Origin of the sequence: Agromyces litoreus, from assembly GCF_040496015.1 — a bacterium.
Lineage (GTDB): Bacteria > Actinomycetota > Actinomycetes > Actinomycetales > Microbacteriaceae > Agromyces > Agromyces litoreus.
In genome coordinates this window covers 189,943-216,010 of record NZ_JBEPKA010000001.1, presented here as the reverse complement: position 1 = coordinate 216,010, position 26,068 = coordinate 189,943, and the positions used below count along the sequence as shown (strand labels likewise).

Annotated in this window: 25 protein-coding genes; 11 read left to right on the top strand and 14 right to left on the bottom strand. The window is 73.7% G+C overall.

Features of this window, described 5'->3' with window-relative positions; genetic code table 11:
- Window positions 1-43: 43 nt before the first annotated feature.
- Complete coding sequence (gene paaA, locus ABME01_RS01070; RefSeq protein ID WP_353826493.1) at window positions 44-1,015, bottom strand: 1,2-phenylacetyl-CoA epoxidase subunit PaaA; 972 nt, start codon at window positions 1,013-1,015, stop codon at window positions 44-46.
- 138 nt (window positions 1,016-1,153) lie between these two features.
- Here paaA and paaI point away from each other — a divergent pair, with 138 nt between their 5' ends.
- The 4 genes from paaI (at window position 1,154) to ABME01_RS01050 (ending at window position 4,317) form a co-directional block, all read left to right on the top strand.
- Window positions 1,154-1,618: a hydroxyphenylacetyl-CoA thioesterase PaaI gene (paaI, locus tag ABME01_RS01065; RefSeq protein WP_436407379.1), complete on the top strand. Its 465-nt coding sequence runs from the start codon at window positions 1,154-1,156 to the stop codon at window positions 1,616-1,618.
- Window positions 1,619-1,693: 75 nt separating this feature from the next.
- Entirely contained in the window at window positions 1,694-2,995 is a 1,302-nt protein-coding gene (gene paaK / locus ABME01_RS01060) for a phenylacetate--CoA ligase PaaK (protein WP_353826602.1), read from the top strand.
- Window positions 2,996-3,029: 34 nt separating this feature from the next.
- Window positions 3,030-3,635 carry a TetR/AcrR family transcriptional regulator gene (locus ABME01_RS01055; protein WP_353826492.1) on the top strand — a complete coding sequence of 202 codons (606 nt, stop codon included), beginning with the start codon at window positions 3,030-3,032 and terminating at the stop codon, window positions 3,633-3,635.
- 301 nt (window positions 3,636-3,936) lie between these two features.
- Window positions 3,937-4,317, top strand: a complete 381-nt coding sequence (locus ABME01_RS01050; RefSeq protein WP_353826491.1) for a SpoIIAA family protein — start codon at window positions 3,937-3,939, stop codon at window positions 4,315-4,317.
- Between the two features lie 18 nt (window positions 4,318-4,335).
- On the opposite strand, the gene ABME01_RS01045 is transcribed toward ABME01_RS01050, so the two are convergent.
- From ABME01_RS01045 to ABME01_RS01030, 4 genes are all read right to left on the bottom strand, one after another.
- Window positions 4,336-4,968, bottom strand: coding sequence for a hypothetical protein (locus ABME01_RS01045; protein WP_353826490.1), 633 nt, complete (start codon window positions 4,966-4,968; stop codon window positions 4,336-4,338).
- A 154-nt stretch (window positions 4,969-5,122) separates the two neighbouring features.
- Window positions 5,123-5,965 carry an ABC transporter permease gene (locus ABME01_RS01040; protein WP_353826489.1) on the bottom strand — a complete coding sequence of 281 codons (843 nt, stop codon included), beginning with the start codon at window positions 5,963-5,965 and terminating at the stop codon, window positions 5,123-5,125.
- A complete protein-coding gene (locus tag ABME01_RS01035; RefSeq protein WP_353826487.1) occupies window positions 5,962-6,711 on the bottom strand; it encodes an ABC transporter ATP-binding protein in 750 nt (249 codons plus the stop codon). Before ABME01_RS01035 ends, ABME01_RS01040 begins: the two co-directional genes overlap by 4 nt.
- Complete coding sequence (locus tag ABME01_RS01030) at window positions 6,708-7,289, bottom strand: TetR/AcrR family transcriptional regulator (protein WP_353826486.1); 582 nt, start codon at window positions 7,287-7,289, stop codon at window positions 6,708-6,710. The genes ABME01_RS01035 and ABME01_RS01030 overlap by 4 nt, the downstream gene beginning before the upstream one ends.
- Before the next feature lie 72 nt (window positions 7,290-7,361).
- On the opposite strand from ABME01_RS01030, the gene ABME01_RS01025 reads away from it, so the two are divergent.
- Together ABME01_RS01025 and ABME01_RS01020 are read left to right on the top strand one after the other, a co-directional pair.
- Window positions 7,362-9,458 (top strand): RecQ family ATP-dependent DNA helicase, encoded by a 2,097-nt coding sequence (locus tag ABME01_RS01025; RefSeq protein ID WP_353826485.1) that lies wholly within the window; start codon window positions 7,362-7,364, stop codon window positions 9,456-9,458.
- A 49-nt stretch (window positions 9,459-9,507) separates the two neighbouring features.
- Window positions 9,508-9,978 (top strand): GNAT family N-acetyltransferase, encoded by a 471-nt coding sequence (locus tag ABME01_RS01020; protein WP_353826484.1) that lies wholly within the window; start codon window positions 9,508-9,510, stop codon window positions 9,976-9,978.
- 54 nt (window positions 9,979-10,032) lie between these two features.
- Here the strand turns inward: ABME01_RS01020 and paaZ are convergent, their stop codons facing one another.
- The 7 genes from paaZ to ABME01_RS00985 form a co-directional block, all read right to left on the bottom strand.
- Window positions 10,033-12,168 (bottom strand): phenylacetic acid degradation bifunctional protein PaaZ, encoded by a 2,136-nt coding sequence (paaZ, locus tag ABME01_RS01015; RefSeq protein WP_353826600.1) that lies wholly within the window; start codon window positions 12,166-12,168, stop codon window positions 10,033-10,035.
- Between the two features lie 65 nt (window positions 12,169-12,233).
- Window positions 12,234-13,118, bottom strand: a complete 885-nt coding sequence (locus tag ABME01_RS01010; protein WP_353826483.1) for a 3-hydroxyacyl-CoA dehydrogenase family protein — start codon at window positions 13,116-13,118, stop codon at window positions 12,234-12,236.
- Window positions 13,115-13,903, bottom strand: a complete 789-nt coding sequence (locus ABME01_RS01005; protein WP_353826482.1) for an enoyl-CoA hydratase/isomerase family protein — start codon at window positions 13,901-13,903, stop codon at window positions 13,115-13,117. The genes ABME01_RS01010 and ABME01_RS01005 overlap by 4 nt, the downstream gene beginning before the upstream one ends.
- A complete protein-coding gene (locus ABME01_RS01000; RefSeq protein ID WP_353826481.1) occupies window positions 13,900-15,102 on the bottom strand; it encodes a thiolase family protein in 1,203 nt (400 codons plus the stop codon). The genes ABME01_RS01005 and ABME01_RS01000 overlap by 4 nt, the downstream gene beginning before the upstream one ends.
- 155 nt (window positions 15,103-15,257) lie before the next feature.
- A complete protein-coding gene (locus ABME01_RS00995) occupies window positions 15,258-15,647 on the bottom strand; it encodes a hypothetical protein (protein WP_353826480.1) in 390 nt (129 codons plus the stop codon).
- A gap of 3 nt (window positions 15,648-15,650) precedes the next feature.
- Window positions 15,651-16,349: an FHA domain-containing protein gene (locus ABME01_RS00990; protein WP_353826479.1), complete on the bottom strand. Its 699-nt coding sequence runs from the start codon at window positions 16,347-16,349 to the stop codon at window positions 15,651-15,653.
- A 188-nt stretch (window positions 16,350-16,537) separates the two neighbouring features.
- Window positions 16,538-18,505: a DEAD/DEAH box helicase gene (locus tag ABME01_RS00985; protein ID WP_353826478.1), complete on the bottom strand. Its 1,968-nt coding sequence runs from the start codon at window positions 18,503-18,505 to the stop codon at window positions 16,538-16,540.
- Window positions 18,506-18,798: 293 nt separating this feature from the next.
- On the opposite strand from ABME01_RS00985, the gene ABME01_RS00980 reads away from it, so the two are divergent.
- Window positions 18,799-19,326, top strand: coding sequence for a GNAT family N-acetyltransferase (locus ABME01_RS00980; protein WP_353826476.1), 528 nt, complete (start codon window positions 18,799-18,801; stop codon window positions 19,324-19,326).
- A 5-nt stretch (window positions 19,327-19,331) separates the two neighbouring features.
- Here the strand turns inward: ABME01_RS00980 and ABME01_RS00975 are convergent, their stop codons facing one another.
- On the bottom strand, window positions 19,332-20,069 hold the full coding sequence (locus ABME01_RS00975; protein WP_353826475.1) for an HNH endonuclease family protein: 738 nt from the start codon (window positions 20,067-20,069) through the stop codon (window positions 19,332-19,334).
- Window positions 20,070-20,241: 172 nt separating this feature from the next.
- Between ABME01_RS00975 and ABME01_RS00970 the strand changes: the two genes are divergently transcribed.
- Both ABME01_RS00970 and ABME01_RS00965 read left to right on the top strand, forming a co-directional pair.
- Entirely contained in the window at window positions 20,242-21,249 is a 1,008-nt protein-coding gene (locus ABME01_RS00970) for an alpha/beta hydrolase fold domain-containing protein (protein ID WP_353826474.1), read from the top strand.
- A gap of 53 nt (window positions 21,250-21,302) precedes the next feature.
- Complete coding sequence (locus ABME01_RS00965; RefSeq protein ID WP_353826473.1) at window positions 21,303-21,899, top strand: antibiotic biosynthesis monooxygenase; 597 nt, start codon at window positions 21,303-21,305, stop codon at window positions 21,897-21,899.
- Between the two features lie 19 nt (window positions 21,900-21,918).
- Here the strand turns inward: ABME01_RS00965 and ABME01_RS00960 are convergent, their stop codons facing one another.
- On the bottom strand, window positions 21,919-22,692 hold the full coding sequence (locus ABME01_RS00960) for an IclR family transcriptional regulator (protein WP_353826472.1): 774 nt from the start codon (window positions 22,690-22,692) through the stop codon (window positions 21,919-21,921).
- Between the two features lie 84 nt (window positions 22,693-22,776).
- Between ABME01_RS00960 and hutH the strand changes: the two genes are divergently transcribed.
- Window positions 22,777-24,348, top strand: a complete 1,572-nt coding sequence (gene hutH, locus ABME01_RS00955) for a histidine ammonia-lyase (RefSeq protein WP_353826471.1) — start codon at window positions 22,777-22,779, stop codon at window positions 24,346-24,348.
- A gap of 125 nt (window positions 24,349-24,473) precedes the next feature.
- A complete protein-coding gene (locus ABME01_RS00950; protein WP_353826470.1) occupies window positions 24,474-26,048 on the top strand; it encodes a M23 family metallopeptidase in 1,575 nt (524 codons plus the stop codon).
- Window positions 26,049-26,068 lie beyond the last annotated feature (20 nt).

Below are 26,068 nucleotides of genomic sequence, written 5' to 3'. Positions count from 1 at the left end.
CGGTCCGCTCCGTCGCGGACCGCAGGTCTGGTTCGGGGCCGCGTCAGGCGGCCGTGGCGGCCTCCGCGGCCTGCTTGCGGGCGTACTCGGCGGCGGCCTCGCGCACCCACGCGCCCTCCTCGTGCGCCTCGCGGCGGCGGCGGAGCCGCTCGGCGTTCGCGGGCCCGCGTCCGGCGAGCACCTCGTGGAACTCGTGCCAGTCGATCTCGCTCATGTCGTACGCCTGCCGCTCCTCGTTCCAGGCGAGGTTCGGGTCGGGCAGGGTGACGCCGAGCACCTCGGCCTGCGGCACGAGCATGCCGACGAAGCGCTGGCGCAGCTCGTCGTTGGAGAACCGCTTGATGTTCCACGCCATCGACTGCGCCGAGTTCGGCGACTCGTCGTCCGGCGGGCCGAACATCATGAGGCTCGGCCAGTACCAGCGGTCGACGGCGTCCTGCGCCATCCGTCGCTGCTCCTCGGTGCCCTGCATGAGCTCGAGGAGGATCTCGAAGCCCTGGCGCTGGTGGAAGGACTCCTCCTTGCAGATGCGCACCATCGCGCGGCCGTAGGGGCCGTAGGAGGCGCGGCAGAGCGGCACCTGGTTGCAGATCGCGGCGCCGTCGACGAGCCAGCCGATGGCGCCCATGTCGGCCCAGGTCGGCGTCGTGTAGTTGAAGATCGAGGAGTACCGGGCGCGACCCTCGATGAGCTGCTGCATCATCTCCTCGCGGCCGATGCCGAGCGTCTGCGCCGCGGAGTAGAGGTAGAGGCCGTGGCCGGCTTCGTCCTGCACCTTGGCCATGAGGATGGCCTTGCGCTTCAGGCTGGGTGCGCGCGAGATCCAGTTGGACTCGGGCTGCATGCCGATGATCTCGGAGTGGGCGTGCTGGCTGATCTGCCGGATGAGCGTCTTGCGGTACGCGTCGGGCATCCAGTCGCGCGGCTCGATGCGCGAGTCCTGCGCGATCAGCTCGTCGAACCGGGCCTGCTCGGCCTCGTGCTCGACGACCGTCAGGTCGGCGGGTGCGGTCATCGTCGACTCCAATGCTCTCGGGACCGGGGTGCGGCGTCGGAACACTTTACCAACCGATCGTTCAGTTAGTATATGCTCAGGTCGAGCGTCGCGGCAACGAGGTCCGCGACGGGGCCCGCACTCGACGAGGAGCAGCGCATGACGGAGGTCGCGACCGGACGCCCCGACGCCGGACGGCCGGCGGACGAGGAGGCGGATGCCGCGGCATCCCGCCCCGCCCGCCCGATGATGCAGCGCGACCTCGCCTCGGCGATGCTCGGCATGGTCGTCGAACGCGACGAGCCGGGTCTCGCCGTCGTCTCGATGCGCGTGCGCGACGACATGACCAACGGGTTCGCCATCACCCACGGCGGGCTCGTGTTCACCCTGGCCGACACGGCCTTCGCCATCGCCTGCAACGAGGACGACCGCGTCACCGTGGCCGCGGGCGCCGACATCACCTTCCTGAAGTCCACGGTCGCCGGGCAGACCCTCACCGCGACCGCGGTCCGCCGCACCCGCAGCGGTCGCACCGGACTCTACGACGTGACGGTCGTCGACGAGCACGGCGACGCGGTCGCCGAGTTCCGCGGCCGCTCGATCTCCACCAACCGCACCATCTGAACCCCGGGAGCCACCGTGTCGACGACGACCCTTCCGCACAGCACCGACAAGATCCGCCCCATCGTCTCGGGCCTCGTGCCCGCCGCAGCCGACGAGCTCGACCCCGAGGAGCGCCTGTCGCGCGCCGAGATCGAGGCCCTCCAGCTCGAGCGGCTGCAGTGGACGGTCCGCCACGCCTACGAGAACGTGCCCCTCTACCGCCGCAAGTTCGACGAGCACGGCGTGCACCCCGACGACATCGAGACGCTGGCGGATGTCGTGAAGCTCCCCTTCACGACGAAGGAGGACCTGCGCGAGACCTACCCGTTCGGCATGTTCGCCGTGCCGATGGAGCAGGTCGCCCGCATCCACGCCTCCTCGGGCACGACCGGCCGGCCGACCGTCGTCGGCTACACGCACGGCGACCTCGACCGCTGGGCGACCCTCGTCGCACGGTGCCTGCGCGCCTCGGGCGTGCGCCCGGGCATGAAGGTGCACAACGCGTACGGCTACGGCCTGTTCACCGGCGGGCTCGGCGCGCACGCCGGCATCGAGAAGCTCGGGGCGACCGTCATCCCCATGTCCGGCGGGCAGACCGCGCGCCAGGTGCAGCTCATCCGCGACTTCGAGCCCGACGCGATCATGTGCACCCCGAGCTACCTGCTCACCATCGCCGACGCCATGGAGGAGGCGGGCATCGACCCCCGCTCGACGTCGCTGAAGACCGCGATCCTCGGCGCCGAGCCGTGGACGAACGAGATGCGACAGCGCCTCCAGGACCGCCTCGGCATCGACGCGGTCGACATCTACGGGCTGTCCGAGGTGATGGGTCCCGGCGTCGGCAACGAGTGCCTCGAGACGAAGGACGGCCCGCACCTCTGGGAGGACCACTTCCTGCCCGAGGTCATCGACGGCGAGACCGGCGAGCAGCTTCCCGACGGCGAGAAGGGCGAGCTCGTCTTCACGTCGCTGACGAAGGAGGCCTTCCCGGTCATCCGCTACCGCACGCGCGACCTGACCCGCCTGCTGCCCGGCACCGCGCGCCCCGGCATGCGCCGCATGGAGAAGATCACCGGCCGCAACGACGACATGATCATCCTGCGCGGGGTGAACCTGTTCCCCACGCAGATCGAGGAGCTCGTGCTCGGAATCGAGCACCTCACGCCGCACTTCATCCTCGAGCTCACCCGCACGGGCAACATGGACGACCTCACGGTGCGCATCGAGCGCCACCCCGACCTCGAGATCGAGGCGTGCCAGGCCGCGACCGTCGTGCTCGCGGGCCGGATCAAGGAGTTCATCGGATCGTCGGTGTCGGTCCGGCTCGAGGAGCCCGGCACCCTGCCGCGCAGCGAGGGCAAGTACAAGCGCGTCTACGACCTGCGCGAGCCGCGCTGATGCGCCTCGTCGCCCTGATGACAGACTGAAGCGGATGTCAGGGAACACGACGCTCCGACGGGGACGCCCGGGCTACGACCAGCAGGGCATCCTCGAGGTCGCCGTCGCCGCGTTCAACGAGTACGGCTACGACGCGACCTCGATGGGCGTGCTCGCCGACCGGCTCGGGCTGTCGAAGTCGGCGATCTACCACCACTTCGCGTCGAAGGACGAGATCCTCGAGCGAGCGCTCGACCAGGCGCTCGGCTCGCTCGAGGGCGTCCTCGACGAACCCGGGGCGGCGCAGGGCAGCGCCGCGGACCGGCTCGACCACGTGCTCCGCGGTGCGGTGCGCGTGCTCGTCGACCAGCTTCCCTACGTGACGCTGCTGCTGCGCGTGCGCGGCAACACCGACGTCGAGCGGCGCGCCCTCGCGCGACGACGCGCGTTCGACAAGCGGATCACCGCGCTCGTCGCCGAGGCGCAGGCCGAAGGCACGCTGCGCAGCGACATCGACGTGCGCGTCGTCGAACGCCTGCTCTTCGGCATGATCAACTCGATCGTCGAGTGGTACCGCCCGGGCGGTCGCGAGGACGCCGCGCGCCTCGCCGACGACGTCGTCGCGGTCGCGCTCGACGGCCTGCGGGTGCCGGTCGCCTGAGGAGCGGCGCGCTCGTCGGGGTCGTCCGTCAGGGGCGTCCGCCCGAGTCGTCCGTCGGGGTCGTCCGCCCGAGTCGTCCGTCGGGGCGTTCGCCCGGGTCGTTCGGTCGAGTCGCGCGCGCGGATGACGTTCCGCTGTGCACCTCGGTACCGAAGTACCGAAGTACCGAAGTACCGAAGTACGCCGAAGAGGACACTCTCGTGCGACGGCGTCGCGCGGGACGCGACCGGGTCGGGCGCCGCGGAGCCGTGACATCCGTCCGGGGCGCTGGAAGACTGACGCGGGGAGAAGGGGGACCCGGATGATCGAACTGCTCGACGACCTGCCCGAGGGCGTGATCGGCTTCCGCGCGATCGGGACGGTGACCGCCGCGGACTACCGCGAGGTGCTCGATCCGGCCATCGACGACGCGATCACCTCGCGCGGAAAGCTCGACGTCGTGATCGTGCTGGGCGAGGAGTTCGACCACTACTCGCTGGGGGCCATGCTCGAGGATGCGAAGCTCATCGGCCGACCGCTCTCGGCGTGGGATCGTGCCGCGTTCGTGACCGACCGCGACGTGCTCATCGGCATCGCCGTCGCATTCGGCGGGCTCGTGCCGGGCGAGTTCCAGGTGTTCCCGATCTCGCACCTCGACGACGCGATCGCCTGGGTCGACGCGGGCGCCGCTGTGGACGGCTGACCGACCCGCATCGACCGCTCAGGCCCGCGCGACCTCGGGGTGCTCGGGCGGCAGGCCGTGCCGCTTGCCCGCCCGCAGCAGCTCGAGGTTGCGGCGCTCCCAGTCGAGCATCTCCTGGCGCTGCTCCTCGAGGATGCGGCTCTCGCCGCACGTCGGCAGCGACCGCCCGCAGGTGCAGGCCCCCGGCTTCCTCGGGTCGGGGTGGTGGAACGCCTGAAGCCGCCAGAGCGCGACCATCGCCTTGTCGACCCGGCGCGCCGTGAGCTCGGTGGCCCGGCGCGCCCGGCGCACCAGGTCCTCCTGCAGTCCGTCGTGGAGCGCGGCGCCGGCCTCGGAGCCGCGGTCGAGCACCCCCGCACGCAGCTGGTCGCGTTCGGACCTCAGTCGGTCGATCGCCTCGGCGGCGCTCGCGGCATCCGCCGCCGCCGCCTCCGCCGCCGCCCGTGCGTCGCGCTGCTCGGCGTCGAGGATGCCGCGCCACAGCGCGACGTGCTCCCGGTCGCGACGCTCGGCCTTCTCGGGCCCGAGGTGCGCGCGGCAGTGGCTGCAGACGACGTGATCCGACGCCGAGGCGAACCGGAACGTCTGCAGGGTCTCGCAGCAGAGGCACCGGACGAGCACGTCGGCGTGGAGCGGATGTTCGTGGGGCATGCGGGCCTTTCCGCCGGAGCGCCCTGCGTCGCGAGCGCAGGCGACCGACCCGATCAGCGTGACGGGCGGCCGGCGCGCGGTCAAGTCGGGCGGCCCCGACGGCACGCGCGGAGCGCGACGCGGAACGGGACCGGGCGCTGCGCCCCGCGCGCCGTCAGCGATCGAGCTGCAGCCGCGACCACGTCCACGCCGTGAGCGCGCCGAACACCAGCGGCACCGACGGCGCGGTGAGCAGCGCGGCCGCGGGCACCGACCCCGGTGCGATCGCCCAGAGCGCCGGCGCGACGAGCGGGACCCACGCGCCGACGTCGGCGAGCGCCGAGACCTGGGCCACCACGATGATCCCGATCGTCGCGGCGATGCCCGGCAGCAGCCCTCGACCGAGGGACGCGACCCACGCGGCCGGCACCGCGATCAGGGCGGAGAGCACGACGAGCACCGGGATGCGCGCGAGCTCGCCGAGCCCCGCGGCATCCGTCGCCCCGAATCCCATCGCGAACCCGAGGATCGCGACGACGCCCGTGAGCGCGACCGCGACGCCGGTCGACCAGGCCGCGTAGACGACGAGCTTGCCGAGGGCGATCGCGGACCGCGACACGGGCAGGGCGAAGAGCGCGGCGACCGTGCCGTCGGCGAACTCGCGGCCGAACATCCAGCTGAGCGCGACGCCGAACGCGAGCAGGCCCGCGGCGGCCGTGATCTGCAGGACCACGCCCACGAGCCCGGCCCAGCCCGGCACGCCGGCGAGCGGTCCGAGCTTGGCGAGCACCTGCTCCTCGCCGGACGCCGCGGCGAGCAGCATCACCAGGGCGAGCGCGCCGATGCCGGCCACGAGCAGCACCGTCGTCGACGCCATGACGCGCGAGGCGACCGCCTTGCGCGCCTCGACGGCGACCGCCGCACCGATCCCGGCGACGCGGGCGCTCCTCCGGCGTGCCCGCGGGGCGCCCGCGGTGGTCTTCGAGCGGGGATCGCTCCGGGTGGTGCGGGTGCTCATGCGGCATCCTCCCGAGCCTCGTCGTCGGCGTGCACGAGCGCGAAGAACGCGCGTTCGAGGTCGACGCCCGACGGGTCGAGCGCACCGATGACCCGTCCGTCGTTGATCACCGTGATGCGGTCGGCGACCCGCGCGACCTCGTCGAGGTGATGGCTCGACACGAGGATCCCGGCGCCGGCGGCCGCGCGCCGGAGGAGCGATTCGCGAAGCACGATGACACCGGCCGGGTCGAGCCCGTTCGTCGGCTCGTCGAGCACGATCGCCTCGGGATCGTGCAGCAGTGCTCCGGCGACACCGACCCGCTGCCGGTTGCCGAGCGAGAGTCGGCTCGCGCGCACGTCGGCGTAGCGCCCCAGGGCGAACTCCTCGATCGCGCGGCCGACGGCCTCGGGGATGCGCCGTCGCTCGAGGCCGTGCAGGCGCGCGGCCGCCTCGAGGTTGGCCCGACCGGTGAGCTCGGCGTAGGCGAGCGGGTGCTCGACGAGCTGGCCGACGCGCCTCCAGGTCGCGGCATCCGCGTCGCCGATTGCGACGCCGCGCACGCGCACCGTGCCGGAGTCCGGGCGGAGCATGCCGAGGAGCAGGCGCATGAGCGTGGTCTTGCCCGCGCCGTTGAGTCCCACGAGCGCGTGGATCTCGCCGGGCGCCACGGTCAGGTCGATGACGTGCACGCCCGCGCCGCCGCGGAAGGACCTCGCGACGGCACGCGCCTCGAGCCGCGGGACGGCGGTCGCAGCGGCGTTCATCCGCCGACCTCCGCCCGCTCGCCGGCCACGACGTCGAGTGCGCGCTCGAGCGCGGCGCCGAGCGTGTCGATCTCGCCGTCGGCCCACGCGTACAGACCGGTGACCAGGGCCGCGAGCACCGCGGACGCTGCGGCACGCGCCTCGAACTCCGGGGCCCCGTCGGCGACGAGCCGGTCGACGATCGCCGACTCGGTGTTGCCGGCGCTGCGCCACATCGCCCCGCGCAGCGCGGGCGTGCGCGAGGCGATGCGCACGCGCCGGCGGATCTCGGGGTGCTCCGGCTCGGGCACCGACCGCCATGCCGAGCGGATGCCGAACGCCGCGCGCTGCAGCGGCGGGAGGTCGCGCGGCTCGTGCGCGATGCCCGACGCGATCATCGGGTCGTACGGGTCCTCGAGCACGAGCGCCTCCTTGCTCGCGAAGTAGCGGAAGAAGGTCATCTCGCTCACTCCGGCCGCGGCGGCGATGTCGGCCACCGAGGTCGCGTCGTAGCCGTCGCGCTCGATGAGCTCGAGCCCGCGCTCGACGAGGCGCTGCCGCGTTCGGGCGCGCTTCGGGGAGAGCTCGCTGGGATCCACGTTTGAATGTTAGTCACTAACATTCCGCGGTGCAAGCCGCTCCGTGTCGGCCGGATGGGCGAGCATGGAGGCATGCCCTCCCCCGAGACGACCCTCGACCTCCGCGCCCGGGCGCTCGACGCGCTGCGCGCCCTCGTCGGCCGCGACGACGCCGAGTTCCACGACGGGCAGTTCGAGGCCATCGAGGCGCTGGTCGCCGATCGGCGTCGCGCCCTGGTCGTGCAGCGCACCGGGTGGGGCAAGTCGGCCGTCTACTTCGTGGCCACCCTGCTGCTGCGCGAGCGCGGCGCCGGGCCGACGGTGCTCGTCTCGCCGCTGCTCGCGCTCATGCGCGACCAGGTCGCCGCGGCCGAGCGGGCGGGCGTGCGTGCGGTCTCCATCAACTCCACCAACCCGCACGAGTGGGAGGACGTGCTGCGACGCCTCGACGCCGACGACGTCGACGTGCTGCTCGTCTCACCCGAACGACTGAACAACCCGTCGTTCCGCGAGGAGCAGCTTCCGGCGCTGGTGCGCCGGCTCGGCCTGCTCGTGGTCGACGAGGCGCACTGCATCAGCGACTGGGGCCACGACTTCCGCCCCGACTACCGGCGACTGCGCGACCTCATCTCCGACCTGCCGGCGGCCGTCCCGGTGCTCGCGACGACCGCGACCGCGAACAGCCGGGTGGTGGCGGATGTCGCTGAGCAGCTGGGCACCGACGTGCTCACGATCCGCGGCCCGCTCGCCCGGTCGTCGCTGCGCCTCGGCGTGCTGCGCCTGCCCGACTCGGCGAGCCGGCTGGCCTGGCTCGACGAGCACCTCGACGACCTGCCGGGATCGGGCATCGTCTACGCGCTCACGGTCTCGGCCGCGGTCGACACCGCCCGCGTGCTCCGCGAACGCGGGCACGACGTGCGCGCCTACACCGGCCAGACCGACCCCGACGAGCGCGAGGAGTCCGAGCGGCTGCTCAAGCGCAACGAGGTCAAGGCGCTCATCGCCACGAGCGCGCTCGGGATGGGCTTCGACAAGCCCGACCTCGGCTTCGTCCTGCACCTCGGAGCCCCCTCCTCGCCGGTGGCGTACTACCAGCAGGTCGGCCGCGCGGGGCGCGCGACCGAGAACGCCGACGTGCTCCTCCTGCCCGGGCGCGAGGACCGCGCGATCTGGCACTACTTCGCGACCGCGTCGATGCCCGACGAGGAGCGGGCACGGCGGGTCATCGACGAGCTCTCGGACGTGCCGCTGTCGACGCCCGCCCTCGAGGCGCGCGTCGACATCCGGCGCACCCCGCTCGAGCTGCTGCTCAAGGTGCTCGACGTCGACGGCGCTGTGCGCCGGGTGCGCGGGGGTTGGGTCACGACGGGCGCGCCGTGGAGCCACGACGCCGAGCGCTACCGGCGCATCGCCGAGGAGCGCGAGGCGGAGCAGCAGCACATGCTCGAGTACGAGCAGGGCGAGTCGTGCCGCATGGCGTTCCTGCAGCGCTCGCTCGACGACGACACGGCACGCCCGTGCGGGCGCTGCGACGTGTGCGCGGGGCCGTGGTACCCGGGCGACGTCGATGCTGAGGTCGCGGCCGCGGCCGCCGCCGCACTCGACCGGGTCGGCGTGCCGATCGAGCCGCGCCGCGCATGGCCGACCGGCGCCGACCGCCTCGGCGTGCCCGTGAAGGGCCGCATCGCCGCCGACGAGCAGGCCGACGAGGGCCGCGCGCTCGCGCGGCTCACCGACCTCGGCTGGGGCACGACGCTCCGGGAGCTCTTCGCGGCGGGAACTCCAGACGGCCCGGTGCCGCCGAAGGTGCTCGACGCCTGCGTGCGCGTGCTCGCCGAATGGGACTGGAGCGAGCGTCCGGTCGCCGTCGCGGCGGTGCCGTCGCGCTCGCGACCGCAGCTCGTCGCCTCGCTCGCGCAGGGCATCGCGGGCATCGGCCGGCTGCCCTACCTCGGCGAGCTCGCCCCGGTCGACGGCGGCCCGACGGGCGCACCCGGCGGCAACAGCGCGTTCCGCCTCGCGAACGTGTGGGAGCGCTTCTCGGCCGACGGGCTCGACGTGCCCGCCGGCGGCATCCTGCTCGTCGACGACCAGGCCGACAGCCGGTGGACCCTCACCGCCGCGGCGCGCACCCTGCGGCGCGCCGGCGCGACCGCGGTCCTGCCGTTCGTGCTCGCGCTCCGCGGCTGACCGCGCGGCGGCACGCCGTCCACGGGCGCCCCCGCGCTAGCGTCGGGCCATGGAGTTCCGAACGGCACGCCCAAACGAGTCGGCGGCGCTCAGCGAGCTCGTGCTGGCCGGCGTCGCGTACTGGGGCCACGACGTGAACTTCCCCGACGCCGTCCGGAGCCTGGAGGAGCACGACCTCCCGACGCCGGAGTTCATCGAGGCGAACACGGTCGAGGTGCTGGTCGACGACGAGCGGCCGATCGGCTTCTACAGCCTCGTCGAGGCGGACGGGTTCGTCGACCTCGAGCACATGTTCCTCGACGTCGACCGTATCGGCTCCGGACTCGGCCGCCGGCTGTTCGAGCGAGCGACGACCGTCGCGCGAGGGATCGACGATCGCATGCGCATCCTGTCCGACCCCGCGGCGAAGGGGTTCTACGCGGCCATGGGCGCCGAGCTCGAGCGCGAGGTCGAGGCCGCGCCCGGCTTCTTCCTCGGCGTCATGTGGCTCGACCTCCGCCAGCCCGCCGACCGCGGCTGACGGGCGAGCCGACGCGCGGGGCCGCCCGGGCGCGACCCCGCCGCGTCCAGCGGATCAGGCCGGCTGCACCTGCGCGTCGGCGTCGACCGCGTCGCCGCCGACGGCGTCCCCGGTCGGCTCCTTCGCGACGAGCGTGAGCACGTCGTAAGTGGCCACGAGCTCGTCGTCCTGGTTCTTCAGCACCGCGTCCCAGCGCACCTCGCCGTACTCGTCGGTCTCGCGAGGCGTGATCTGCTTCGCCGTCAGCTCCACGCGGATCGAGTCGCCCGGCGAGACCGGCGTGATGAAGCGCAGGTTCTCCAGGCCCGAGTTGGCGAGCACCGGACCGGGCGCGGCGTCCACGAACAGGCCAGCGGCCCACGAGACGAGCAGGTAGCCGTGGGCGACGCGTCCCGGGAAGAACGGGTTCGCCGCGGCCGCGGCCTCGTCCATGTGCGCGTAGAACGTGTCGCCCGTGAAGTGCGCGAACGTCTCGATGTCCTCGAGCGTCACCGTCCGCGCGGGCGAGGCGACCTGATCGCCGATGCGCAGCTCCGCGAGCGACTTCCGGAACGGGTGGCGCTCGCCCGACTCCGCGAACGGTCGCGCCTCGGCACCCGAATGCCAGACGCCCGTGAGCGCGGTGAGCATCGCGGGCGAGCCCTGCACCGCGGTGCGCTGCATGTGGTGCATGACCGCGCGGATGCCGCCGAGCTCCTCGCCGCCGCCGGCGCGACCGGGTCCGCCGTGCACCAGGTGCGGCACGGGCGAGCCGTGTCCGGTCGACGTGCGCGCGTCGTCGCGGTCGAGGAAGAGGAGGCGGCCGTTCATCGCGGCGATGCCGGACGCGAGTGCGACCGCGACGTCCGGATCATGGGTGGCGACGCTCGTGACGAGCGAGCCGCCGCCGCGCGCGACGAGGTCGACCGCCTGGTCGAGGGAGTCGTAGCCGATGACCGAGGCGACGGGGCCGAACGCCTCGACCTCGTGCACGGCCGCGGCCGTGGCATCCGGGAACGACAGCAGCATGGGCGAGACGAAGGCGCCCTCGGGGTCGGGGCCCGTCGAGCCGTCCGCGAGCACCACGTCGGGCGCGTCGGTCGACCCGACGACCACCTCGCCGCCGGCCTCGCGGAGGCGCTCGACCTGGCGGAGCACCTCGTCGCGCTGTGCGAGCGAGGCCAGCGGTCCCATGGTCACGCCCTCGGCGCGCGGATCGCCGAGCACGACCTTCGCGGCCAGCCGCTCGCGGACCGCGTCGACGACCGCGTCGACCGAACCCGCCGGGACGATCGCGCGACGGATCGCGGTGCACTTCTGCCCGGCCTTGGAGGTCATCTCCACGACGAGCTGCGCGATGTAGGCGTCGAACTCCGGCGTCCCGGGCGCGGCGTCGGTGCCGAGCACCGAGGCGTTGATCGAGTCGGTCTCGCTCGTGAAGCGCACGCCGCCGGTCTGCACCGAATCGTGCGCCCGGAGCTTCTCGGCGGTCGACGCCGACCCGGTGAAGCCGACGAGGTCGCCGAGGCGCAGGTGGTCGAAGAGGTCGGGCACGCTGCCGGAGACGAGCTGGAGCGAGCCGGCGGGCAGAAGCCCCGACTCGACGAGGATCCGCACGAACGCCTCGGCGAGGTAGCCGGTCGGCGTCGCGGGCTTCACGACGGTCGGTACGCCCGCGAGGAACGCGGGCGCGAACTTCTCGAGGGAGCCCCAGACGGGGAAGTTGAACGCGTTGATCTGCACGGCGACGCCGGGCAGCCGCGTGTAGACGTGGCGGCCGATGAAGGAGCCGTCCTTCGACAGCGGCTCGACCGGGCCGTCGACGACGACCTTCGCGTTCGGCAGTTCGCGGCGCCCCTTCGACGAGTAGGTGAACAGCACGCCGATGCCGCCGTCGATGTCGACCCACGAGTCGCGCTTGGTGGCGCCGGCGCGCGCTGACACCTCGTAGAGCTCGGCCTTGCGCTCGGTGAGCGCCAGCGCCATCTGCTTGAGCAGCACCGCTCGCTGGTGGAACGTGAGCTCGCCGAGCGAGCGCTGCCCGACCGTGCGGGCGTGCTCGAGCACGGCGCCGAGGTCGAGCCCCTCGGTCGACACCCGGGCGACGACCTCGCCGGTCGATGCGTCGCGCACCTCGGTGGCGGAGACCTCGGCGGACGCGTCGGGCGTCCACCACGCGTCGCGGACGTAGCTGGGCAGGATGCCGGTCATTCTGGTCTCCTCGGTGGTGGTCGGGTCGGCCGCGCTCGCGCCGGCCGTGTCGGTGTCGGCGCGCGTCACTGCGCGTCCCAGACGTGGAAGCCCTCGCCGGTCTTGCGGCCGAGCTTGCCCTCGGCCACCATCCGCCGCAGCAGGGCCGGGGGCTCGAAGCGCTCGCCCAGCTCGCCCGCGAGGTACTCGGCGATGCCGAGCCGGACGTCGAGGCCGACGAGGTCGGTGAGCCGCAGCGGCCCGACGGGGTGCTTGTACCCGAGCACCATCGCGGCGTCGATGTCCTCGGCGGAGGCGACGCCCTCCTCGAGCATGCGGATCGCCTCGAGCCCGAGCGCGACGCCCAGCCGGCTCGACGCGAAGCCCGGTGCATCGTGCACCACGATCGGCGTCTTGCCGATCGCCTCGACCCATCCGCGGGCCTGCTCGACGAGCGCGCCGTCGGTCGCCGTGCCACGCACCAGCTCGACGAGCGTGGAGGCGGGCACGGGGTTGAAGAAGTGCAGGCCCAGGAACCGGGCCGGCCGCTGGAGGCGCTCCGCGAGCACGTCGATCGAGATCGACGACGTGTTGCTCGCGAGCGCGGCGTCCTCGCCGAGCACGGACTCGACGCGGGTGAGGGCGTCGACCTTCAGCGCGAGGTCCTCGGGCACGGCCTCGACGACGAGGTCGGCGTCGGCGAACACCGCGACATCGGTCGCGACGTCGAGGCGCACGGCGAGCTCCTCGGCGGTCTCGTCGGTGGTGCCGCGCGCCACGGACGCCGCGACGGAGTCGAGCACGCGGGTGCGCGCGGCCTCGGCGGCCTCCACGTCGCGTTCGACGACGGTGACGCGTGCGCCGGCGAGCAGGAACGCGTGCGCGATGCCGGCGCCCATGCGCCCGCCGCCGAGCACGCCGACGCGTTCGGGTGCGACCGGGGTCGCCGCGGTGGTGGTCGGGTCGGTCACTCGGTGCTCCTCTGCTTCGCGGACCGGCGCTCGAGGAACTCGGTCATGCGGCGGTGCTTCTCGGGGCTCTCGAAGAGCACGGCCTGCTCCTCGAGGTCGATCCGGGGGTGGTCGGCGCGCGGCGCCCGGAGGACGCGCTTGGCGGCCATGGTCGCCGCGCGATCGTTCCTCGCGATCCGATCCGCGATCGCGTGCGCCTCGGCGAGCAGGTCGCCCCTGGGATGCACGGCGGTGATCAGGCCGATCGAGAGCGCTTCGGCGGCGTCGACGATGCGGCCCGTGAGCAGCAGCTCGGTCGCCCGCGCCTCGCCGACGATCTCGCGCAGCCGCCAGGTGGCGCCCGCGGCGGGGATGATGCCGAGGCCGGTCTCGGGATTGCCGAAGCGCGCGTCGGGCGTGGCGATCCGGATGTCGGCGGCGAACGCGAGCTCGGCCCCGCCGCCGAGCGCCCAGCCGTCGACGGCGGCGATCACCGGCATCGGCAGTTCGTTCACGCGCACGAACGCGTTCGCGTTGATGCCGGCCAACGCGTCGGCCGCGCGCCGCTCGCGCAGCTGCGCGATGTCGGCGCCCGAGGCGAACACGCCGTCGGCGCCGGTCAGGATGAGGGTGCGCGGCTCGCCCTCGAGCTCCTCGCACAGCGCGTGGATCGCGTCGATCGTGGACTGGTCGATGGCGTTGCGCTTGTCGGGTCGGTTCAGGGTCGCGACGACGCGGTCGCCGGTGCGCTCGATGACGAGCGACGACGGCGCGTCGGGCGACACCGCGAGATCCGGCGGGGTCATCGGACGCCCTCGACGATCAGGGCGCTGCCCTGGCCCACGCCGACGCACATCGTGGCGAGGCCGTAGCGCGAGCCCTCGCGCTCCATGCGGCCGAGGAGCGTCACCACGAGCCGCGCGCCGGACGAGCCGAGCGGGTGCCCGAGCGCGATCGCGCCGCCGTCGACGTTCACCCGGTCGGGGTCGAGCCCGAGCCGGCGGATGCTGGCGAGCGACTGCGTCGCGAACGCCTCGTTGAGCTCGACCGAGCCGATCTCGTCGAGCGAGACGCCCGAGCGCTCGAGCGCCTTCTCGGTGGCGGGCACGGGGCCGAGGCCCATGATCTCCGGGGCGAGTCCCGCGGAGGCGCCGACGACGACCCGGGCCCGAGGGGTCAGCCCGTAGCGCTCGACCGCCTGGCCGCTCGCGACGACGATCGCACTGGCGCCGTCGTTCAGCGAACTGGAGTTGCCGGCGGTCACGACCGAGCCGCCCTTCACGACCGGGCGGAGCGTCGAGAGCACCTCGAGCGAGGTCTCGCGGCGCGGGCCCTCGTCGACGAGCACCTCGCCCCTCGCGGTCGGCACCCCGACGATCTCGGCCTCGAACCGGCCCGCGTCGATCGCGGCGACCGCGCGCTGCTGACTGCGGAGCGCGAAGGCGTCGGCCTCCTCGCGGGTGATGCCGTCGACGCGTGCGACCTCCTCGGCGGTCTCGGGCATCGAGAAGGTCGCCTTGTGGCGGGCGAGCAGCTTCGCGTTCGGGAAGCGCCATCCGATCGACGTGTCGTACGCCTCGCCGGGCTTGGCCCACGGCTTCTCGGGCTTCGCCTGCACCCAGGGCGCGCGGGTCATCGACTCCACGCCGCCGGCGACGATGAGGTCGGCGTCGCCCGCGCGGATCGCCTGGGCCGCCATCGTGATGGCGGACATGCCCGACGCGCAGAGGCGGTTGACGGTGATGCCGGGCACGGAGTCGGGGAGCCCGGCGAGCAGCACCGACATCCGCGCGACGTTCCGGTTGTCCTCGCCCGCCTGGTTGGCGGCGCCGAGGATGACCTCGTCGATCGCACCCTCCTCGAGCGCGTCGAACTCGAGGCCGGCACGGCGGATCGCCTCGCCGACGACGAGGCTCGCGAGGTCGTCGGGACGCACGCTCGCGAGCGCGCCCCCGTAGCGACCGACCGGGGTCCGCACTCCTCCGACGAGATACGCCTCCGCCATGCCTGCTCCTGACCACGTCGTCCGGACGGCGGCGCCGCATGCGGGCCGCCGCGTCTTCCCCTCGGCTGAATTCCAACCGACCGTTCAGTCAGTAAGTATGCCGAACGGATGGCCCGTCCGCCAGTCGGCCGACGCGACGGATCGCGGGGTCGCCGTCAGTTGAGCAGCCCGAGGACGCCCGCGGCGATCGGGCCGATCCACTTCGCGACCTTCACGATGTTCTCGAAGATCGAGGTGCCCGCGGCGATCACCGCACCGCCCTTCTGGACCGTGTCGACGACCGCGTCGAGTCGCGAGGCGGCCTTCTCCCGGTCGGGCTTCGACCCGCCCATGTCCTTCGCGATGCCGTCGAGCTCCGACCGCACGCGCGCCGAGGCCTCCGGCGGCAGGAGCCGCTCGGCATCGCGCCGGAGCGAATCGAGCGTCGGCCGCATCTCCTCGAGCGACGAGTCGACGGTGATCGACTGCACCGTCATGTGCTGGTCGCCCGCGGCGATGTACTGGTCCCGCCCCGCATTGAACGTGGCCCCTTCGAATGCCCCCATCGGTCATCTCCCCTCTCTGCGACGCTGCGCCCGCGACATGCCGCTCCCGATCCCGGCGAGGACGCCGCCGAGGAGGAACAGGCCGAACGCGTACCCGAACTCGACCGGGAACTCCGGGATGCCCGGACCCGAGTACGTGGCCAACGCGAAGAACGTGAACCCCGCCCAGGCGAAGCCGCCGAGGGCCACGATGCTGCCGATGATCGCGATCACGCGCCCCGGCCCGCGTCCCTCGAAGATCTCGTCCGACGCGTCCTCGCCCTGCACGTGGATGGTCTGGTTCCACGTCTGGTTGCCGGCCGCGATGAACTGGTCGCGCTGCGACGTGTAGGCATCCCCCGCCCCCGATGCGGTCGGCGACGGACCCGTCGCCGACGGAGTCCCGGATCCGACCTCGACGAGGCGGAGCTGCACCGGCCCGACCGTCAGGACGTCGCCGTCGTGCAGCTGCACCGGGCGGTCGACGCGGCGACCGTTGACCCACGTGCCGTTGCGCGACTGCTGGTCGACGGCGATCACCACGGGGCCGCTCGCGTCGAGCACGACGTGACGCCGGCTCACCCCGTCGTACGGGAGGCGGATGTCGGCGTCGCCCTCGCGACCGACCAGCGACGTCGAGCGCGGGACGTCGATGACGGTGCCGAGGTCGCCGCCGGCGACGACGATCAGGCGTCGGACGGACTCAGCCGGACGGCCGTCCATCGATCCGCACTCCGCGCTGCTCCACGACCACGACCGCCCCCTCGACCATGCGACCCCGCAACGATCTCGCGTGCCCGAATTCTAGGGAGTCGGGGAAGCGGCCGCACCTTCGAGCGCCGGTGCGGTCGACCCCGGAGACGACGCACGCCCCGACGCCGGGCGTCGGGGCGTGCGTCGAGCGAGGCGAGTCAGGCGCCGGCGAGGACCTCGTCGCCGAGGCGCACGTCCTCGAAGTCGACCTCGATCTCCGCGCGGTCGAGCAGCTCGGCGAGCCGGCGCTGGCGGTTGCGCGTGATGAGCGTCACGACCCGGCCCTCGCGGCCCGCGCGGCCGGTGCGACCGGCGCGGTGGAGGTAGGTCTTGTACTCGTCCGGCGCGTCGGCCTGGATCACGAGATCGATGTCGTCGACGTGGATGCCGCGGGCGGCGACGTCCGTGGCGACCAGCACGTCGACCCGTCCGCTCGTGAGCTGCTGCAGGTTTCGCGTGCGCTTGGACTGGTTGAGGTCGCCGTGCAGGGCGACCGCGCGGATGCCGGCGTCCTCCAGGTGGTCGGTGAGGTCCTCGGCGAAGGCGCGGGTGCGCGAGAAGACGAGCGTCTTGCCGTCGCGGTCGGCGAGCTGCGCGACCATGTCCCGCTTGTCGCGGTGGTCGATCACGAACACGCGGTGCTCGATGGTGCTCGAGGCCTGGTCCTCGCCGGCGACCTCGTGCACGGCCGGCTCGACGAGGAACTCGTCGACCAGGGCGGCCACGCCGGTGTCGAGCGTCGCCGAGAACAGCAGCTTCTGGCCGCCGTCGCGGGTCAGGCGGAGGATGCGCTGGACGGGCTCGAGGAAGCCGAGGTCGCACATGTGGTCGGCCTCGTCGAGGACCGTGACGCGGATGTCGGAGAGGTCGAGGTGGCCCTGGCTCACGAGGTCCTCGATGCGGCCCGGCGTGCCGATCACGATGTCGACGCCGCGACGGAGCGCGCCGACCTGACGCGCCTGCGGCACGCCGCCGTAGACCTGGGTGGTGAACAGGCCCACGGACTGGGCGATCGGCTGCACCGTGCGGTCGATCTGGAGGGCGAGCTCGCGCGTCGGCGCGAGGATGAGCGCGCGGGGAGCGCGGCCCATCGAGCGCTTGCGGCGAGCGGCGGCCTCGGAGCCCTTGGCCGCGGCGCCGTCCTCGGCCCAGATGCGCATGAGCCGCTCGACGGTCGGGGCACCGAAGGCGATGGTCTTGCCGGAACCGGTTCGGCCGCGGCCGAGCACGTCGCGACCCTCGAGCACGACCGGGATGGTCGCGGCCTGGATCGGGAACGGGGTCTCGGCGCCGAGGCGCGCGAGCGCGTCGACGATGTTGCGGCCGAGGCCGAGGTCGGCGAACGCGACGCCGTCGACCTCATCGGCCGTCACGGCCTCCGCCTGGAGGCGCTCCAGCACGACGTCGTCGGCCGGCTCGAAGCGCTCGGCGCGGGACTCGTCGCCGAAGAACGCGGAGGGGCGACGCTCGGAGTCGCGGAAGCCGGGGCGGTCGAACTCGCGCGGGCGGCGCGGACCGCGCTCGCCGCGGTCGCCGCGGTCGTCCCGGCGCGGCGCACGGTCATCACGGTCGAACCGACGCGGGGCACGCTCGTCACGATCGAACCGACGGTCACCGCGGTCGTCACGACGCGGGGCACGGTCATCACGGTCGAACCGACGCGGCGCGCGGTCATCACGATCGAACCGACGGTCACCGCGGTCGTCACGACGCGGGGCACGATCGTCACGGTCGAACCGACGCGGCGCGCGGTCATCGCGATCGAACCGACGCGGCGCACGGTCGTCGCGATCGAACCGACGCGGCGCGCGGTCATCACGGTCGAAGCGACGGTCACCGCGGTCGTCACGACGCGGCGCACGGTCGTCGCGGTCGAATCGACGGTCGTCCCGACCGGCTCGGTCGGCACGGTGCTCGGTCCGTCCCCGGGCGACGCGCTCGTCGCGGGTCCAGCGCGGGGCCTTGGTCGACTCGGCGTCCTCGGGACGGTGGCCGCGGTGCTTGGGGCTTCGCGAGCCGGGCTTCTGCGGGCCGCCGGCGCGACCCGGGGTGCGACGGGAGCCCTGGCGGGCGGGGTCGAAGTCGCGGGCGACGCGGCCGCCGGCGGGCTTGCGGTTGTTGGACATGGGGTGACTGCTTTCCTGGTTGCTCGTGTACGTGGCAACCGGCCGCGCGGGCAGCGCAACACGACTGAGAACCCGGAAGCATCGTCGACCGGGGCCGTTCACATACGGTGTGATCTCCCCCGTGCCTATCGCCCGGGGATCCGGCCCACTGGACTCACTGTTCCGCGCAGGGCGCGGCGTCCGATGGCCGACCGCTCCACGATACCGGAGCACCGCCTGTGAATCCCCCGCACGACGGGTTCCCGCCTCGAGAACGTAACGGACCGGTAACGCGGATCGCGTACGCTCTCGTCGTGACCACACCGCCGTCGATCTCCGTCGAGCCGCCGCACGCGGCCGGCATCGCCGAGCTGCTCGAGGGCGGCTCCGCGTACGCGCAGTCCCGATACCCCGAGGGCGCCGGGTGCGTGCAACTCGACTGGGCGGAGCTCCAGCGGCCCGGCGTCGACGTGTACGTCGCCCGCCGGGGCGACGGCACGGCGGTCGGCATGGTCGCCCTCATCGACGACGGCACGCACGGCGACGGCCGTGCCGAGATCGTGCGCATGTACGTCGACGAGTCGGCGCGGGGCCACGGGATCGCCGCCCTCCTGCTGCAGCGGGTCGAGACGGATGCCGCGGCGCGCGGGCTCCGCGAGCTCGTGCTCCAGACGGGCACCCAGCACCTGCCGGCGCAGGCGCTGTACGCCAAGCACGGCTACCGCCGGGTCGACGCGTTCGGCCGCTACGTCGGCGTCCGGGCGAGCATCTGCATGGCGAAGTCACTCGTCGGCTTCGGCGCCGAGCCGCTGCTCGACCGCCCGATGGCCGTCGGCGAGTAGCGCGCTCAGGCGGCCGGTCGGCACCCGTCGAGGACGCGCTCGATCGCGTCGCGCTCGGCGGAGGTGACCCAGAGGCGGTACTCGGACTTCACCTCGACCTGCCGGGCGACGTACTCGCAGCGGAAGCCGCGGTTCGGCGGCAGCCACGTCGCCGCGTCGCCGGCGCCCTTCTGCTGGTTCGCGGAGCCGTCCACGGCGAGCAGGTTCAGCGGGTCGTTGGCGAAGGCGACGCGTTCCTCCTCGCTGAGCTGCTGGGCACCGGTGGCCCAGGCGTTCGCGAGGGGCACGACGTGGTCGATCTGCACGAGCTGCGAGGTGCCCTCGCCGCGGACGAAGTCGATCAGCTGCCCCGTGTACGGGTCGTCGAGCAGGCCCGCGAGCACCCGGCACCCGCTCGGCCGGTCGATCCCGTCGAGGTCGCGGGCGAGCACGTCGTTGCGCGTGTCGCAGCCGTTGCGGTCGACGTCGACCCAGCCGTGGCCGAACTCGTCGCGCTCGTAGCCGGTCATCGCCGCGCGACCCTTGACCGGGAGCGCGTCGAGGTCGGCGTAGGCGGCCTCGATCTCGTCGGCCGTGAGCGGGTCGCCCGTGGCGGAGGAACCGCCGGCGAGCTCGGACTCGAGCGCGACGAGGACGTCGACGAGGTCGTCCACGAGGTCGTCGACGACGACGTCGGTGGAGCAGGCGGTCAGCGACAGGGTGAGCGCGACGCCGAGGCTCGCGCTGAGGAAGGTTCGGATCACCGGGGTCCGTTCGGGCGGGGGCGGGCAGGGCGGGGGCCGGTCGGGGCTGCCGCGAGCGTATCGGGACCGGGCGACCCCGCGCCGCCCGGGCCGACACCGCTCCGGCGGGTGTCCGCGGAGGACCCGACCTCGGGTAGCATCGCCCTCACCCCCGACCCCGGAGCCCCGACCGATGACCCGAACCTCCGGTGATCGCGGCGGCCGGCGGCGCCGGTCGACGCGGATCGCCCTCGCCGTGAGCGCCGCGCTCGCCGTGGTCGGCGTCGTGTCCGCCTTCCACCAGCCGCTGCGCGAGCTCGACCCGAACGCTCGACAGGCCTCCAGCGAGGTCGCCGGGACGGAGCTCATCGGCATCCGCACCTTCGAGCCGCCCGCCGGGCTGCTCGTCGACGAGGACCTCGAGTACGGCGTGGCCGACGACGGCACCGTCCTCACGCTCGACGTGTGCAGCCCGACCGTGCCCGCCCTCCCCGGCGCGAGGCCGGCCGTGCTCTCCATCCACGGCGGGAGCTGGGCGCGCGGCGACAAGGCGAACGCCGACTGGCGCAACGTCTGCCTGTGGCTCGCGAGCGAGGGCTTCGTCGGCGTGTCGGTCAACTACCGGCTCGTGCCCGACGCGCGGTTCCCGGCACAGGTCGAGGATGTCGCGGGCGCCGTCGAGTGGCTGCGGGAGCCCGCACAGCTCGAACGGTTCGATCTCGACCCCGCGCGCATCGGCGCCTTCGGGGGGTCGGCGGGCGGCCACCTCGCCGCACTGCTCGGGACCATGGGCGAGGGGGCGACGGATGCGGGCTCCCGTGTCGCCGCCGTGGTCGAGCTCTCCGGGCCCGTCGGCCTGGGCCTGCCGGAGCTCGACGCCGACGACGCGTCCGACTGGTTGCGCGGCATCGTCGGCGACTTCCTCGGCTGCGAGCCCGGGACGCCGGACGACGCGTGTCCGCAGGCCATCGACGCCTCGCCGACGGCCTGGGTCGACCCGACCGACCCGCCGTTCCTGATCGGCCACGCCGAGTCCGAGGTGGTCCCGGTCGGCCAGTCCGAGCGGCTCGCCGCGACGCTGCAGGCGTCGGCGGTCGAGGCCGAGGTCGCGATCGTGCCCGGTGACGCGCACTCGATCGGCATCCTCGACGAGGGGCTCCGCGACCGCGTCGCGGCGTTCCTCCACGCGCACCTGGGGTGAGGTCCGCGCGCACGTCCATCGGCTTCGCAGCGCCGATGGGGTTCGATTGACGCATGGGCAGTGAACCGATCACCGTGTCGATCCGCCGCGAGGTCGACCCCGAGCGCATCGCGGAGGCGACCGTCTGGGTGCAGACCGGCGTGAACCTCGCCAACCGCTACCCGGGCTTCCTCGGCTCCGGATGGGTGCGCGCGGGCGACGACTCCGACGTGTGGCACATGCTCTACCGCTTCGCCAACGAGCAGACCCTCGAGGCCTGGGAGCGCTCGCCCGAGCGGGCGTGGTGGCTGGAGATGGGTCGCGGGTTCGTGCGCGCCGAGCGGGCGAAGCGGCGGACGGGGATCGAGGGGTGGTTCGACGAGCCCGCCACCGGATCGGTCCCCGCGGTCGCGGACGCCGACGGCGACGTGCCGCCGCTGCCGCCCGCGCCGCCCCGGTGGAAGCAGGCCGTGAGCATCTGGCTGGGCTTCTTCCCAGTGAACCTCGCGTTCTCGCTGCTGGTCGCACTGCTGCCGTGGTGGGACGGCGTCCCGCTCGCCCTCCGCGTGCTCGTCACCACCCTCGTGCTGACGCCGATCATGACGTACTGGGTGCTGCCGTGGGTCACCCGGATGCTGCGCGACTGGCTGGCACCCGCCGGCACGGCCTGATCGCACGGGCCGTGCGCGGTCAGCGCGCTCCGATGCGCCGGGACAGCGTGGCGGCCGCCTCGCGGACGGCGTCGGTCGCCGCCGCGACGAGGTCCTCGGGCGACCCCTCGGCGAAGGTCACCGCGATCGCCGCGGCCGGCCAGCCCAGGTGATCGAGCACCGGGGCCCCGACCGAGGCGAGGCCCGTGGTCACCTCGCCGTGCTCGCCCGCGGCGCCCGCCGCCCGCGCCTCGGCCAGCACGCCCTTCAGTCTCGCGTACGTCCACGGCGCGGCATCCGGCATCGGCGTGCGGTCGGCGAAGGCCGACCGATCCGGGTAGAGCGCGCGCAACTGGGCCGGCGGAAGCGCCTGGAGCATCGCTCGGCCGGATGCCGTGAGGTGCGCGGGCAGCCGGACGCCGACGTCCGAGACCAGGGACGGCCGCCGGGGCGCGCGCTCCTCGACGAGGTAGAGCACGTCGCGGCCGTGCAGCACCGCGAGGTGGCCGGACTCGCCGAGCCGGTCGACGAGGTTCGCCACCAGCGGGCGGCCGAGGCGCGTGAGCGGCTGCTGGCGGCTGAAGCCGCTCGAGAGCTCGAACGCGGCGACGCCCAGGCCGTAGCGCCGCTCCTCCGGCAGGTGCACGACGAATCCGCGGTCCTGCAGCACGGCGAGGAGGTGGTACGTGGTCGACCTCGGCAGGCCGAGCACGCTCGCGATCGATGCGGCCGGGACCGGCCCGCGCTGCGCGGCGAGGTGCGTGAGGATCCGCAGCACCTGGTCGGCGGCGGGGACCTTCGACGCGTCGGCCATCCACCGCTCCCATCGTCCGGTATCCCGGACGGAAGCGTACTCCCCCGCGTTCCGGCGCGCACCGGGCCGGTGTGGAATCGGAGCATGAGCACCATCGCGCCCGCACCCGCCCGCACCGCGGCATCCGTCACCGTCGGCACCGGCCCGCTCTCGATCGACGACGTCGTCGACGTCGCCCGCCACGAGGCGCCGGTCGTGCTCGATCCCGCCGCGCTCGAGCAGGTCGCCGCGAGCCGCGCGATCATCGAGGACCTCGCGGCCGACCCCGAACCGCACTACGGGATCTCGACCGGGTTCGGCGCGCTCGCCACGACCTTCATCGCCGAGGACCGCCGGGCGCAACTGCAGGCGAGCCTCGTGCGTTCGCACGCGGCGGGCTCCGGCCCCGAGGTCGAGCGCGAAGTGGTGCGCGCCCTCATGCTCCTGCGCCTCTCGACGCTCATGACCGGCCGCACGGGCGTGCGCCGCGAGACCGCCGAGACGTACGCGGCGATCCTGAACGCCGGCATCACGCCGGTCGTGCACGAGTACGGTTCCCTCGGCTGCTCGGGCGACCTCGCGCCCCTCGCCCACTGCGCGCTCGTGGCGATGGGCGAGGGCCGCGTCCGCGTGCCCGGATCCGACGAGGTCTCGGATGCGGCATCCGCACTCGCGGCGGCGGGCATCGCGCCGCTCCACCTCGGCGAGAAGGAGGGCCTCGCCCTCATCAACGGCACCGACGGCATGCTCGGCATGCTGGCGCTCGCGATCGACGACCTGCGGATGCTGCTGGCCACGGCCGATGTCGCCGCCGCGATGAGCGTCGAGGGCCTCATGGGCACCGACGCCGTGTTCGCGGCCGACCTGCACGCGCTGCGCCCGCAGCGCGGCCAGGCCGTCTCGGCGTCGAACCTGCGCGACCTCCTCGCGGGCTCCCCGATCGTGGAGAGCCACAAGGGACCGGAGTGCACCCGCGTGCAGGACGCCTACTCGCTGCGCTGCGCCCCGCAGGTGCACGGCGCCGCGCGCGACACCCTCGCGCACGCGACCTCCGTCGCCGAGGCCGAGCTCGCGAGCGCGGTCGACAACCCGGTGCTCACCCCGGACGGCAGGGTCGAGTCGAACGGCAACTTCCACGGCGCGCCCGTCGCATACGTGCTCGACTTCCTCGCGATCGCGGTGGCGGACGTCGCCTCGATGAGCGAGCGGCGGACCGACCGCTTCCTCGACAAGGCCCGCAGCCACGACCTGCCGCCGTTCCTCGCGCACGAGGTGGGGGTGGACTCCGGACTCATGATCGCGCAGTACACCGCCGCCGGCATCGTCTCGGAGTTGAAGCGCCTCGCCGCCCCCGCGTCCGTCGACTCCATCCCGTCGTCGGCGATGCAGGAGGACCACGTCTCGATGGGTTGGGCCGCCGCACGGAAGCTCCGTCGCGCGGTCGACGGGCTCGCGCGCGTGATCGCGATCGAGGTCATGACCGCCGCGCGCGGGCTCGCGCTGCGGGCCCCGCTGCGGCCCGGCGAGGCCACCGGCGCGGTGGTCGAGTGGGTCGCCGGGACGGGTGCGACGCCGGGTGCCGACCGCTTCCTCTCCCCCGAGATCGAGCGGATCGTCGAGGCCGTCCGGTCGGGCGACGTGCTGCGGCGCGCCGAGCGGATCACGCCCCTCCGCTGACGCCCGCGCGGGTGCACCCCGAACGGGGGACCGGCGCGTCGAACGCAACGGTTGTGCGCGCGTCCCTCGAACGGGCAGACTGGGGGCTGTGCCGGCATCGCTGTCGGCCGCTTGGAAACCCTATGATGCGTCGAACCCGAGTCGCTGACGAGCGAGACCCGTTCCGGTCGAGACCCGCCCGGACGTGTACGTTCGCGGTCGCTGCGCTCGCGGGCGGCATCCTGCTCGGGGTCTCCGCCATCGCACCGGCCTCCGCCGATGAGCTCGACGGCACGGCCATCACCGCCGAGGCCGGCGACGCGACGGGCACCGCGGAATCGACCGCGGGCGACGCGACGGGCGGCGAGGCGGACGGCGGGGCGACCGATCCCACGCCGGAACCGACGCCCGCGCCCGAGCCCACGCCGACCGAGGAACCCGCCCCGGATCCGACGCCGGAGCCGACGCCAGATCCCACGCCGGACCCGACGCCGGACCCGACGCCGGACCCCACTCCCGACCCCACGCCGACGCCGGATCCGACCCCGACGCCCGAGCCCGGCCCGGAACCGACGCCCACGCCGACCCCGACGCCGACCCCCACCCCGACGCCGACGCCCAGCCCGACCCCGACGCCCAGCCCGGCTCCGCCGACCTCGAGCGGCGTCACGGCGCCGTACGTGTTCGTGGGCGACGGCCCGGTGGTGCAGGTCGTGCGCACGACGCGGACCGTCACGACGGCGGATGCCTCAGAGGCCGGCGTCGCGAGCCTGCGGACGAAGCTCGACCGCGCCATGGCCGAGCTCCGGACCGCCGAGGACGCGCTCGCCGCCGCTCGCAGCACGAAGGTCGACGCCAGGGCGGTCGCCGAGCGGCTCGATGAGGACGCCGCCGAGGCTCGCCGCATCGCGGAGACCGCCGCCAGCGTGTACCTCGACGCGGTCGAGGGCGACGGCGCCGCGATGCGCTCCATGAGCGCCGCATTCGGGTCGGGCAACGACCTGCTCGCGGGGCTCGCCGGCATGGACCGGATCCAGCGGCTCGCCGGCGACTCCGACCGGCTGCGCGCGATCGCGGAACGTCGCGACGCCGACGCCGATGCCGCCGAGGAGCGCGCCGCCGCCGCATGGCAGGCGGTCGACGCCATCCCGGTGTCGGAGTACGAGAACGACGTGCTCGTGGCGAAGGGCGTCCTCGCCGCCGTGCGGGCCGAGCTCAACGGCGCACAGACCCGCCTGGCCTCGCAGGAGGTCCAGGAGATCATCACCTACGAGGTCATCTCGCCCGACAACGGCCAGCTGAGCGGGCAGGGCTGGGCCGCACCCGTCTTCGGGACGCTCTCCGACGGATTCGGCCCGCGCCCGAACAAGCCCCTTCCCGGCGTGAACGACTTCCACCGCGGCACCGACCTCGCCGCCCAGTGCGGCACGGGCGTCTTCGCCGCGACGAACGGCGTCGTCGTGCAGGCCGGGCGCAACGGCTCGTACGGCAACTGGATCCTCGTCGACCACGGCGACGGCGTCGCCACCGGCTACGCGCACCTGCGCGACGGCGGCGTGCTCGTCGACGTCGGCCAGGTGGTCTCCGCGGGCGAGCTGATCGGCGCGGTCGGCAGCACGGGCGCCTCGACCGGATGCCACCTGCACTACGAGGTGCGCATCGACGGCGTCGCCACCGACGCGGTGCCGTTCATGGCCGCGCGCGGCGTGTTCCTCGGCTGATCGGAACCCCGGCGCCGTCC

What these genes read in the sequence shown, in the direction of transcription:
- paaA (WP_353826493.1), bottom strand. Translation starts at nt 1,015, where the DNA reads ATGACCGCACCCGCCGACCTGACGGTCGTCGAGCACGAGGCCGAGCAG.
- paaI (WP_436407379.1), top strand. Translation starts at nt 1,154, where the DNA reads ATGACGGAGGTCGCGACCGGACGCCCCGACGCCGGACGGCCGGCGGAC.
- ABME01_RS01055 (WP_353826492.1), top strand. Translation starts at nt 3,030, where the DNA reads ATGTCAGGGAACACGACGCTCCGACGGGGACGCCCGGGCTACGACCAG.
- ABME01_RS01050 (WP_353826491.1), top strand. Translation starts at nt 3,937, where the DNA reads ATGATCGAACTGCTCGACGACCTGCCCGAGGGCGTGATCGGCTTCCGC.
- ABME01_RS01045 (WP_353826490.1), bottom strand. Translation starts at nt 4,968, where the DNA reads ATGCCCCACGAACATCCGCTCCACGCCGACGTGCTCGTCCGGTGCCTC.
- ABME01_RS01040 (WP_353826489.1), bottom strand. Translation starts at nt 5,965, where the DNA reads ATGAGCACCCGCACCACCCGGAGCGATCCCCGCTCGAAGACCACCGCG.
- ABME01_RS01035 (WP_353826487.1), bottom strand. Translation starts at nt 6,711, where the DNA reads ATGAACGCCGCTGCGACCGCCGTCCCGCGGCTCGAGGCGCGTGCCGTC.
- ABME01_RS01025 (WP_353826485.1), top strand. Translation starts at nt 7,362, where the DNA reads ATGCCCTCCCCCGAGACGACCCTCGACCTCCGCGCCCGGGCGCTCGAC.
- ABME01_RS01020 (WP_353826484.1), top strand. Translation starts at nt 9,508, where the DNA reads ATGGAGTTCCGAACGGCACGCCCAAACGAGTCGGCGGCGCTCAGCGAG.
- paaZ (WP_353826600.1), bottom strand. Translation starts at nt 12,168, where the DNA reads ATGACCGGCATCCTGCCCAGCTACGTCCGCGACGCGTGGTGGACGCCC.
- ABME01_RS01005 (WP_353826482.1), bottom strand. Translation starts at nt 13,903, where the DNA reads ATGACCCCGCCGGATCTCGCGGTGTCGCCCGACGCGCCGTCGTCGCTC.
- ABME01_RS01000 (WP_353826481.1), bottom strand. Translation starts at nt 15,102, where the DNA reads ATGGCGGAGGCGTATCTCGTCGGAGGAGTGCGGACCCCGGTCGGTCGC.
- ABME01_RS00995 (WP_353826480.1), bottom strand. Translation starts at nt 15,647, where the DNA reads ATGGGGGCATTCGAAGGGGCCACGTTCAATGCGGGGCGGGACCAGTAC.
- ABME01_RS00990 (WP_353826479.1), bottom strand. Translation starts at nt 16,349, where the DNA reads ATGGACGGCCGTCCGGCTGAGTCCGTCCGACGCCTGATCGTCGTCGCC.
- ABME01_RS00985 (WP_353826478.1), bottom strand. Translation starts at nt 18,505, where the DNA reads ATGTCCAACAACCGCAAGCCCGCCGGCGGCCGCGTCGCCCGCGACTTC.
- ABME01_RS00970 (WP_353826474.1), top strand. Translation starts at nt 20,242, where the DNA reads ATGACCCGAACCTCCGGTGATCGCGGCGGCCGGCGGCGCCGGTCGACG.
- ABME01_RS00965 (WP_353826473.1), top strand. Translation starts at nt 21,303, where the DNA reads ATGGGCAGTGAACCGATCACCGTGTCGATCCGCCGCGAGGTCGACCCC.
- ABME01_RS00960 (WP_353826472.1), bottom strand. Translation starts at nt 22,692, where the DNA reads ATGGCCGACGCGTCGAAGGTCCCCGCCGCCGACCAGGTGCTGCGGATC.
- hutH (WP_353826471.1), top strand. Translation starts at nt 22,777, where the DNA reads ATGAGCACCATCGCGCCCGCACCCGCCCGCACCGCGGCATCCGTCACC.
- ABME01_RS00950 (WP_353826470.1), top strand. Translation starts at nt 24,474, where the DNA reads ATGCGTCGAACCCGAGTCGCTGACGAGCGAGACCCGTTCCGGTCGAGA.